We start from the raw sequence: 9,244 nt of genomic DNA on the forward strand, positions 1-9,244 counted from the left end.
ATTACGGGAAAGTCACTACACCCGCGCGTCTATATCCAGTCAAGAGTTGACGATTTCAGCGAAGGAACCGGGCAACGACTTCGTTTCTTCGCTCAGAGAGATTGTCTAGCTCACGTTGCGCATTAATTATGTTCATTTCCAGCTCTTCTACTCGTTCGATAGTTCGGCGCTGCGCGTTGATATCGGGCGCTTGGATACTCAAGCTCGAAATGCGGTCGATCGAAGCCCTGTAATCACGTGAAAACCTTGCCTTCCGGCCAGCGCTCTGGAGAACGTGGGCAAGGTAGCGGGGCTGCACCGCATCGGACACGACACGTAAGACCCCGCAATGGTCTGTGGGATAAAAGGGCTTGCCTGCTTCCTGATAGCTAACCATCCAGTCACCGTCGATACCCCAGAGAATCGACGGCTGATTGAAATCATCGAAAAGGGTTTGGTTCAGATAACCGAAAGGTTCAGCGACATTAGCGCTGTAAACCGGAACGCTACCGTCTGAACTGAGATCCTTGGTGAGAACACGTTTGCCGATGCGGATATCAAAATGAGTACGGTCAGCAAGCTTGAGACGGTGCCCCCCCCCCGCAGCTAAAATGTCAAGTTCGGTAAACAGTTGTTGGATTTTCTCTCGGTAAGTTGCGATACTCATGCGTGTCGTTTCGTAGGCAGCATCAATACTTGAGCAAGCTGATACAACTTGTTGCTGTTGTTCCTTAGTTAAAACGGGTATTTTGATCCTCTCGATATCGCTTGGGTAGACGTGTGGTTGCGCTGCGCCTTTCTGGAGTACGTTCATAATTTGCGCTTCAACAGACTTCAGGAAATAGAAAAGCCACCGTGTAGTGAGTGGATCAGAAGCTTGGACTGTGGTGCAATCTGAAGCGAAAATCTCTTCTTGCCAATAATTGACGAATCCGGCGTTCGCGCCCGATGCGCTGATAGTAATGATCTCAGCAGAACGGTTTGCAACATCGGTGTAGTATGCGAACGTTCTTCCACCGGCAACGACCTTAACGTCACCGTTTCCAGCTTGGCTGGAGGTAATAGATTGTCCTTTCCTGATCTCGATCTTATTGAGTTCACCGAGGAAAACCGTTGGATACTTTGATTCGATAACTATCTGCTTGTCTCCCACGGTCTTAATTTCCAGATTGAATTCGGTTCGGGAGAAATCGAGCATATCCTTGGTGCGTAACACGGACGCATAAGCGCGACTCTCCCGAGTCAAATGTGGAGTTCCTGTGAATGAGTCACGTACTGCGGCAGCTAAGGTTCCTTCGGCTTGGCGATTTTGCTCGTTATAGAGTTTGCCTCCCGGATGTGAGATTTTGATTCCTTCGCTGCCTTTGCGGTTTGACCATTCGTAGCCAAGGAATTCTTTTTCACTCTTAGTATTGCTCGGGGCTGTTATGACTAGCGTGGACTGGTCGCGGGTGAGCGCGAAGTAGCGCAGCTTCTCTGCTTCGATAGGTCGAATGAAATCATAAAAGGCAGTGCGGACATAAGCTTGTTGTTCGTGTTGTGAAAGGGTTTTGAATTCTTCGCGCCCCTCGATTTTTTGTACCATTCCAGTATTGAAAGTTTGTAGATACGGCTTAAAGTGGTTTATTTGCGCAAGCTCGTCCAAGCTTGTCGACTTCCTAGTGACTGCACTGAAATACTGGCGTTGGGAGACCTCGATATGTTCGAGATAGTCAGCAAGGATTTCCTCGTCTTCCCATTTGCTAATGTCAGCACCGGACAGGATCGCCTCGACACAGTCAGAGATAAGAGCGCTACGTTTCGGGGGTTCATCGTACTTCTCCAGGAACAATACGACAGTCTTGGTACCTGTTGCTCCGAAAGTTTTAGATTCAAACTGAACTATTGTGCGCAGTTTAAAGTTCTGTAGTAGTAGCTCGCGCGAACCCTTGTAGCTAGCTGTATTTTTAGCCAAAATTGATGACGGTAAGATCACCGCCGCGATACCTTTCGGTTTGAGAAGCTGGGCGATGCGCTCAACGAATAGTACTTCAATTTCACCTCCCTGATCGGTGATGTACTTCAGCAGCTCGAAATTGTTTCCTTTTAGATCTAAGTGGGATTTGAAAGCTTTTACAGAGTATGGTGGGTTCGCAACAAGGACGTCGAAGCTGTTTGGTTTTAGGCCCTGATCGGTTTTGTTTTCCAATCCGTCACCGAAAATAATCGTCCCCTCCCCTGCCCCATTCATGAACAGAGAAACTTTAGATACTCGTGCAAGTCTGTAGTCTTTCTCGATACCAAAAATATGGTCTCTCACCCAAGAGTTGTCCGAGTGTGATTTATGAAAAGCATTGATAGCTTCCACTGCTTCGGTGAGGAAGTGCCCAGCACCGCAGGCGTAATCTACTACGCGCGGATATTTCGGCGCCGCAGCACTTCCCGCAATTTTGTTCATCGGAAGACAATCCCAGATGAAACGGGTAATTGGCATGGGTGTGAAGAACTGGCCTTCGTTTTGTTTGAAGCCTTTATTGAGTAACTGCTCGAAAAGATCGCCTAAGAATTGATGCTTTTTAGTGTAGACAATTCGATAGCGTTCGAAGAGTTGAACCATTTCTACGAGAATTTTTCCGTTCTGTAGGAAAAGTTCTTCGTTGTGCACATCCTTGAACGCGAAGTCGTTATTCGAATAGAATTTCAAGATTCTTATTGTACGATCAAGGTCCTCGATTGCCCTTTCCCGTTTACTCTCGGTATATGTTGCGAACAAGCGGGAGGGGTAATCAGCCGGAACGTAGAAGATCTCTTCTTTCATGAATGTCTGCATACCTTGTTGATGAAGTCGTTGCAGACGATCCTGCAGCGATTCATATGTGTCGGCACCTTGCCGGTATTGGAATTCGACTTCATCATTTTCACTCTTGCCGTATTCGTCAACGAGCTTGCAAATGAAAAGCGCTATAAGCCTGTTGAAGGCATTTTCCTTATCGGAGACATTATTATGGCGCAGGATCTCCTCAAAGCGGTTTACAATATTATCTTCTGGCGTGAATGCTTTGAGGTCTCGTTTACGCAAAGGGAGAATCTGAACATTATAGGCGCTTGAATCGGGATTGAAAATAAGGTCGCCTTGAAGCTGCTTTCCGTACGTCTCTTGCCAAACAGAGAAAAGCGTTTCGACGGATGTAGCTTCACGATAAAGCGTAATGGTTCCGTCTTTTTCCGCCTGTTTAACCTTTTGAGGATCATCAAAAGCAGCGACTACCTCAGTCTGGTATTCTACCTTGCCATCCTTGAAGTCGGAGGCGTAGAGGGCAAGCCATTTTGCCGATCCCTCTTGCTGGCGATATGAGAAGAGTTGTCCCCCATCTTTAAGGAGAATTCGGCGCGCTTTCTTATATTCGCTACCAGCCGTTTTACACTCAATGATTGTGATAACGCATTGCCCGGTAGCGTCATAAATACAGATATCCGCGCGACCACCTTTCGGGGTATGGCCGAGAGACCAGCGTTTTTCGAGTTCAATATGCTCGGGTCGATACCCCTTTTTCAAGAGCCGAAAAACGCATTCCAGTACAACGAAATTCTCGGGAGCTGAAAAATTCGTCGTCTGTTGTTCGTTCACTCGTAAGGCTTCCGGGTAGGTTATAGTTTCGTTTTCAAGATCGACTTGAACACGGTCGAGCAAACCTTCCCCGAATTTTCCCTCACCCTTTTCACCGGTAAAGCGGAATCCTATAGACTTGAGGGTTTGTTTCAAGTTCGCCCTATTGATGGTCATATTGACTCCTTTGTAACGATGAACGTATGTGCCCGCATGAGACATCTATGTGATGTTACCAATTGAGAGTGGCACGATAGCCAGTACTGCTCCGGTATCTTCGCTGGCTTACAACAGCTCTTGGCAGTGTTCAATTCTTGGTAGAAAAGTAGATGTGTGGTTCTGGCGCAGTTTTTTGTTGTAACCGTGCTCTATTTTCCGCCATCTTTTCAGCTATTTCCGTACCTGACGAGACAAACGGCAAGCCTAGGTCAGGGCCGGAGCGTGCGTAGTGCGTCATCGCTGTACATCCTTTAAACACGGCGTTCGGATCCAGAAGCACCCTCATCATCGGGTCGGCGACGTCGGTGAACCATGCCGCGAGGCCGCCCACGGGTTTTTCGAAGCGGTAGATTTCCCAGGCTTCCCACATCGCTCGGACACGGGTTCTCGCCTCGGGGTGGTCCCACCATAAGGGACACCATACGCAACCGGTGGTGATGGAGCGGCGGTAGTTCGGTGCGAGCCATTTCTCGAAAAACTCAAACTCATCGGTATACATGGGTTTAAATTTCTGTTTTCCGGGCATGAAAGTCTCTCCTCTCTTATAGCCACGGGCAGTAGTCTCCGGCGCGGCCGATATGCGTCTTTTCGGCTGTCTCGAGGACGGTTTTCCCGTTGTAAAAGTCTGGATTGATCATGCGCGCAACACACAACGTAGAGATGTGCCGGGTCCCGTATTCACGCAGGCGTGCAGCGACTGAGAAAATGTGGGAGCCGGATACCCACGTGTCGTCGATGACGAGGACTCGCGGCGGGGTGGGACGTATCGCGAATTTGTATCTGTTTGGACTGACTTGGCGTGGATTTGTGCCAGTGTCGAGGCTTGTGATGGGCAGGTAGGGAAGGTCCTCGTTCAGGCGGATGGTGTTGGTGAGGATGTGGTAGAGCGGATGTGCGGCGCCTTCTTCTGGGGCGTGTTTGGTTGAGGGGACGAGCGTCCAGGCGTCATAGCCACGGATTATTTTCCCGCAGGTACAATCCAAGTGGTTCCTTAGCTGGATTCCGAGGATCATGCACAGCGCTGGGCGTGCCAGGCCCTGCTTGATTTCGTTTTGCGTCCCGCGTGCCTTGTAGTCGTACATGTAGCGCAAGAGCTGATTGCCTTTATATACGTAGGTACAAAAGCCAGTCTCGTCGATAAGGCTTGGGTAGTTATGGCACCGCGGGCAGTACTTGTATCGAAAGTCGCGCGGGCCGCGACACACCGCACATACGTAAGGTGCTAAATCCGCGGAAATATAGTCGAGGTTTCCAATGGTGGGGCCTGCCTGTGCCCAGATGAGGGAGAGTTCTTGCCAGCTAATCATGTCAGGGCAAAGAGGTTATAGGCACGCGCAATACTCTCCAGGGCTTCGCGAATATCTTTCATACTGGAGGCAATATACACGCCCGGGTTACCCACAAGCTTTCTTGCCCATTGCGTTTCGCGAACCACGGGCGCAAGGAGAATAACGCTGCGTCCGTGGGCTAGTGCGGCGCGTACTTGGTTACGGGTCCCCGAGTATTCACCAGCGGCCACCACTATGGTCGCTTGAGAATATCCGGACATGGTGGCGTTCCTCATTGGGAATGACACCTTGGTGGGCGGGGCACCTGGCTCGAACTGGGTGAGAACGAGGCCGCCGCTTTCCACGATTCGTGAGCGTAGCTGGGTGTTTTCGGGCGGGTAGGTGATATCGATACCGGTTCCCATGACGGCGATGGTGCGGCCAGTGGCCTCTAGGGTTCCTTCGTGTGCGGCGGTGTCGATACCGCGCGCGAGTCCGCTGGCAACGCTGTAGCCTTGCTCAACCATCAGGTGTGCGATCACCCGCGCGCGTTCGCAGTCCTCTCGCGTAGCTTGGCGTGAACCAACAATCGCTACCGCGCGGTCTACCGGCTCGATCTTGCCTTCGTAGTAGATGAGCAAGGGTGCTTCGCGTACTTGGGCGAGGTATTGGGGGTAGTCATGGTCTACTACCGACAGAATGTTGATGCCGCGCTCATTCCAGGTAGCAATATCGTGGGCAGCTTGTTCACGCTCGAGCTGGCATGGTTGTAAGGCTCCGGGATCAACTTCCATGAGGGCAGCGTCAATCCCCTCGTATAGCAGGGTGGCAAGGCGTACCGGTTGTGTGATCTTCTTATTGGTTTTACGCGCAAGAGCAAGAATGTCCACTAACTGGCTCATTGTTGTTGCCACCTCCTATCTTTGCTCTCCATCTTAGCGGTGCCACCATATTCGTAAAGGGGAAACGTATCACCGAAGTCAATCGGTCCAGTCACGTAGGTCATGGTGTTTTAGCTCCCTTCGCCGAGGCCAGGTGCCTCCCCGAAGCCCTGGGCACTATCGCCCCTAACGCGGTGAGTTTCCGACCGGTCGGAGCGCGTTACGTAACTCCAATCCACCGGGTCGTATTCCACTCCCGGTAGCCACGCTCCAATGTCGGTGCGTGGTTCAGGCGCTGTGAGTGTGGCGAGGGCTGCCTGGGTTTCTTTGAGTGTGCGGCGGGCAGTCGTGAGTTCGCCGTGGGCGGCTTGTATCCGGGTGATACCGGTGACAATCCGCTCCATTGAATCCATGACCTGACTACTCACCCACGTGGCGCGGCTGCGCGGCCGGGCCAGGCTGCTCAGTGCCCGTAGCCCGCTGGTGAAAACAGGCGAATAACGCCGCGGGGTGGGTGCGCGTTTGGTTTGGGCTCGTCGTCCGAGGACTTGGGATGCACGGGCGAACGGGCGTCCGTGTTCTGGACCGTATGCGTTTGCCAGGCCGGCGAAGAGTGCGGATGCACGCCCGCACGTATCAGCAATAGCCACACAGTCACTGGCATCGGTGTGCTCGATGTCGGTGATAGTCGCAGTGAGGGTTTTCCCGAACTCGCTCCACACGCGCGCCTCATCGACGTCGCTTGTGCGGGCGGCGGGCTTCCAGATCGCTACTGCGCTCGAGCGCGTGAGAGTGTTGTCCCACCAGTGTTCGCGTAGCGCATTCAAACTGACGTCGGCCGACATCCGGTTCATGGAATACCACGTGGGCTTGTGTCCACTCTCGGGTTTAGTGGCCACCGAATACGAAACTGCCTCACTTGCTTCGTCGTTGAGGCGTACCGATACGAGCAGGCCCGAGGCACGCAGATGCTGCGCGAAGTCGCTCTCATTAGCAACACTTGCGGCAATGGTCTTGATTTTTTCTTCAAGACTGCACGCTTGCGCGGCCGTATGCGGTGCCGGGTCTTTGAGTGGGTTCCATAGGTCAGCTGCTTTGCGACGCTCTTCTGGATTGTCGTCCCACCGGGCGCGTAGTCGGGTGAGGGTGAGGTCGCGGGCAACACGTCCCCCGCCAATCCAGATAGCGCGTTTACCGGGTTCTTGTTTGGTGACGGTATAGGCGACAACGCCTTGGCCTTTCGCATACCTAGGGCGAAACTCAATGCCGTGACGCGTGAGTCCTTCAACATATTCACTTTCGGTAGAAGCTGCCCCGGCCGCGAGGCGCATTGCTGTTTCCAGATCGAGACGCAGCTCCTTATTGTCTCCGTTTTTGTAGCCCCTGGAAGCATAATTATGCTTGCGTGACTCCAAGACAGCTAGCCCGTATTTTTCCTCTAGCGCGGTGCACAGTTTTTGGGAGCGCTTATAGTCGAGCCAAGTATTGGCTTTGGTTCCGTCTTCACGCACGAGGACGAGGGCGATGTGGATGTGGTCGCCCCCGGCTTTCGTGAATCCGTGGCGCACGGCTATCCACTGGCAGGGCGACTTCGAGGTTGTTGCTCGGTTGTCGAATTCCATTCCTTCAATGAAGTCGCGTGCGATGGCGGCCCATGTTTCGTCGCTCAAAGGTTCTTCATCGGGATGCAAAGACAGTGAGCAGTGCCAGACGTGTGCGGGTGTCTTTTCTTTAGAAACAGGGACAGCTCGCTCAGCTTCGTAGTCCCAGCGCGTGACTTCACCGAGGATTTGGGTGCCGTGTTCGAGCCTGTTTTGGTCAAGGAGTTTCGCGACGACGCGCTTTTCTTCTTGTTCGAGTACGCGCCCGCCGTAAGCCCACTCGGCGGCGATGTCTTCGCTGCCCGCAACAATGTGCTGGTTTGTGTGTTCGTTGGCGCGCCCCGGCCCAAAAAGGTAACGCACTAAGCCGGCGATGTCGCCGCCGCGCATGATGTTTGGGATCATAAAAGCTCCACCAACTTAATGCGCAGCAGGTTGATCGCGTTGACCTGAGCGCGTAATTGTGCGGCCACCTCACGTGCCTCCGCGGGGAAGGATTGTTCGCTGTTTGCCCAGTGTGCTATCTGGTTGATGTTGGTGGCTTCACCTTGGATTTGCCGGCGCAGTTTGCGTAGTTCGGCGAGCACCTCTCGCATCTCCCCCGCACTCACTTGCTCAACTTTGCGACCCAATCCGAAGCGCACGAGGTAGTCCGACATGGAGACGCGCTCGCCGGCCGCTTTCATTTTCAATTCTTCATACTGGCTAGCTTTGAGTTTCAAATGGAAGGAGCGGCGCGGATCGCCTTTCGGCGCGGTCGAGGCGTACGTGATCGGCATCCGCGCCTGCTGCGTATCGCTCGCCATCACGTCACCTCCCCGGCTCACAACAATGGCCCGGCCCGCGCGCACAGCGCGCGGAAGTTCTAGTGGGCCTTGTGGCTAGTATAGCCCCTCAAGCTGATTCGTGCACACGAATCTTTAGCTTGCTCCACGCCACTAGTGGCGTGGAGGTTACGCGCAGCGCCGGAGGGGTTGGCCGGGGCGGGTGGCCGCGTAGCGGCCGGGCGCTCCGCTTTGGGCGCGCTTTAGCGCGCGCCTGCGGGGCCGCTGGGGTGTGGTTGGGTGGGTGGTGTATTGCGTGTGCAGAGGGGCCGGGTGGCGGGTTCTCATCCGTGCCAACTTTGTTGGCACGGGCCTCGGGGGTCCAGGGGCACGGGTGCCCCTGGCGGAGTGTGAGGCAGCGCCTCACCCCACCCGCAAACGGGCAGGGGAAGGGTAGCGCGTGGCGTGTACAGGTGCGCGTGTGACATAGATCCTTTTGTCATTGTGTGTGCACGCTGCACTAGCAAGATGTGGCCGCAAAAATGATGAGCGGCGCATCGAGATAAGGAGAATTTTCGTGGACGAAAACATGGACACCGGCGCGATGACAAGCAGCGCTGAGCGTGTGAGTAAAGAGGTGGAGGCGTTGCGCGCGGCCGAGCAAGAACGCTTCACCAAACGACTCGACGCGGGTGTGCGCTTGCAAGAAATAGCGGCGCGCCTGCGCACGCTTGAGGGTGAGTATCGGGGTGCGTGGGCGCAGGCTTTGAAGGCGGGGTGGAGTGAGCGCGAACTGAAAAACTATGGGCTAAACGCTCCGGTTCAACCGCGTAAAAAGCCGCGCACCAAACGCACCACTAGCCCGAGCGCAGACGCGCACGGCGTGGAGCAAACAAGCAACGAAGAAACGGGTGCGATGTAGCCCGTTACGAAAGCACAGCGGGCG

Annotated in this window: 7 protein-coding genes; 1 reads left to right on the forward strand and 6 read right to left on the reverse strand. The window is 53.9% G+C overall.

Annotation, left to right across the window (positions count from 1 at the left end; genetic code table 11):
- Nucleotides 1-55: 55 nt before the first annotated feature.
- The 6 genes from PWJ82_RS01500 to PWJ82_RS01525 all read right to left on the reverse strand — a co-directional run bounded on the left by PWJ82_RS01500 (nt 56) and on the right by PWJ82_RS01525 (nt 8,340).
- Nucleotides 56-3,742, reverse strand: a complete 3,687-nt coding sequence (locus PWJ82_RS01500) for an N-6 DNA methylase (RefSeq protein ID WP_274735002.1) — start codon at nt 3,740-3,742, stop codon at nt 56-58.
- A gap of 130 nt (nt 3,743-3,872) precedes the next feature.
- Entirely contained in the window at nt 3,873-4,310 is a 438-nt protein-coding gene (locus PWJ82_RS01505; RefSeq protein WP_016442235.1) for a DUF4913 domain-containing protein, read from the reverse strand.
- 16 nt (nt 4,311-4,326) lie between these two features.
- Nucleotides 4,327-5,091, reverse strand: coding sequence for a hypothetical protein (locus PWJ82_RS01510; protein WP_016442234.1), 765 nt, complete (start codon nt 5,089-5,091; stop codon nt 4,327-4,329).
- Complete coding sequence (locus PWJ82_RS01515; RefSeq protein ID WP_274735005.1) at nt 5,088-5,966, reverse strand: DNA-processing protein DprA; 879 nt, start codon at nt 5,964-5,966, stop codon at nt 5,088-5,090. The genes PWJ82_RS01510 and PWJ82_RS01515 overlap by 4 nt, the downstream gene beginning before the upstream one ends.
- A 98-nt stretch (nt 5,967-6,064) precedes the next feature.
- A complete protein-coding gene (locus PWJ82_RS01520; protein WP_274735007.1) occupies nt 6,065-7,939 on the reverse strand; it encodes a relaxase/mobilization nuclease domain-containing protein in 1,875 nt (624 codons plus the stop codon).
- Nucleotides 7,936-8,340 carry a MobC family plasmid mobilization relaxosome protein gene (locus tag PWJ82_RS01525; protein ID WP_016442230.1) on the reverse strand — a complete coding sequence of 135 codons (405 nt, stop codon included), beginning with the start codon at nt 8,338-8,340 and terminating at the stop codon, nt 7,936-7,938. The genes PWJ82_RS01520 and PWJ82_RS01525 overlap by 4 nt, the downstream gene beginning before the upstream one ends.
- Before the next feature lie 535 nt (nt 8,341-8,875).
- Between PWJ82_RS01525 and PWJ82_RS01530 the strand changes: the two genes are divergently transcribed.
- The gene (locus tag PWJ82_RS01530) at nt 8,876-9,220 is read left to right on the forward strand and encodes a hypothetical protein (protein ID WP_274735008.1); all 345 of its coding nucleotides are present in this window, start codon (nt 8,876-8,878) and stop codon (nt 9,218-9,220) included.
- The last annotated feature ends 24 nt before the right edge of the window (nt 9,221-9,244 follow it).

Origin of the sequence: Actinotignum schaalii (assembly GCF_028864145.1) — a bacterium.
In the GTDB taxonomy this organism is placed as follows: Bacteria; Actinomycetota; Actinomycetes; order Actinomycetales; family Actinomycetaceae; genus Actinotignum; species Actinotignum schaalii_B.

Coding starts and splice junctions, on each gene's coding strand:
- PWJ82_RS01500 (WP_274735002.1), bottom strand. CDS start 3,742: ATGACCATCAATAGGGCGAACTTGAAACAAACCCTCAAGTCTATAGGA.
- PWJ82_RS01505 (WP_016442235.1), bottom strand. CDS start 4,310: ATGCCCGGAAAACAGAAATTTAAACCCATGTATACCGATGAGTTTGAG.
- PWJ82_RS01510 (WP_016442234.1), bottom strand. CDS start 5,091: ATGATTAGCTGGCAAGAACTCTCCCTCATCTGGGCACAGGCAGGCCCC.
- PWJ82_RS01520 (WP_274735007.1), bottom strand. CDS start 7,939: ATGATCCCAAACATCATGCGCGGCGGCGACATCGCCGGCTTAGTGCGT.
- PWJ82_RS01525 (WP_016442230.1), bottom strand. CDS start 8,340: ATGGCGAGCGATACGCAGCAGGCGCGGATGCCGATCACGTACGCCTCG.